We start from the raw sequence: 529 nt of genomic DNA on the forward strand, positions 1-529 counted from the left end.
ATCAGTAATGCTTTGATGACGGCGATAAGAAACCGTAAAAATGGCATTAATAATGCTAAAGGTAATCAATAATACATCTTGAATATCTTCGAATTTTGGCATCTCGTAACGCTCTGATAAGCGTTTATAGACCAATTGCACCACTTGATTATCCATATGCTCACCATAGCTGTCCCCTTCAAAATCAGGCGTATTGGTGTCATAAATCAATTTGGCTTTGGTTTGGTCTTCATCAAATATTTGTACACAGCGCTCAATCAGCGCGGTCAAGTACGCTTGCCATCTATCATAATCAACCGTTTCAACAGTGGTAAGCACTTCTAAAATATCGATAGCATTTAAAAAACGCAATGCTAAAAATATCGCTTCGATATTGGGGAAGAAATGATAAGCAGAAGCTCTTGGAATACCCGCTTCTTCACAGACCGCCGCCAAAGTGATGTCGTTAATTGCTTGAGTTTCACTCAATTTTTTCGCGCCCATCAATAGTTTTTGACGGCGTGCACGGCCTTGCTGACTGGTAAATTTG

General features: G+C 39.9%; 1 protein-coding gene. It reads right to left on the minus strand.

Going from position 1 to position 529, the window contains the following annotated elements; translation table 11 throughout:
- A partial coding sequence (locus V7D75_RS00220) for a TetR/AcrR family transcriptional regulator (protein ID WP_333612918.1) occupies window positions 1-529 on the minus strand: 529 nt, incomplete at both ends.

It is taken from the genome of Psychrobacter sp. (assembly GCF_036731945.1).
Lineage (GTDB): Bacteria > Pseudomonadota > Gammaproteobacteria > Pseudomonadales > Moraxellaceae > Psychrobacter.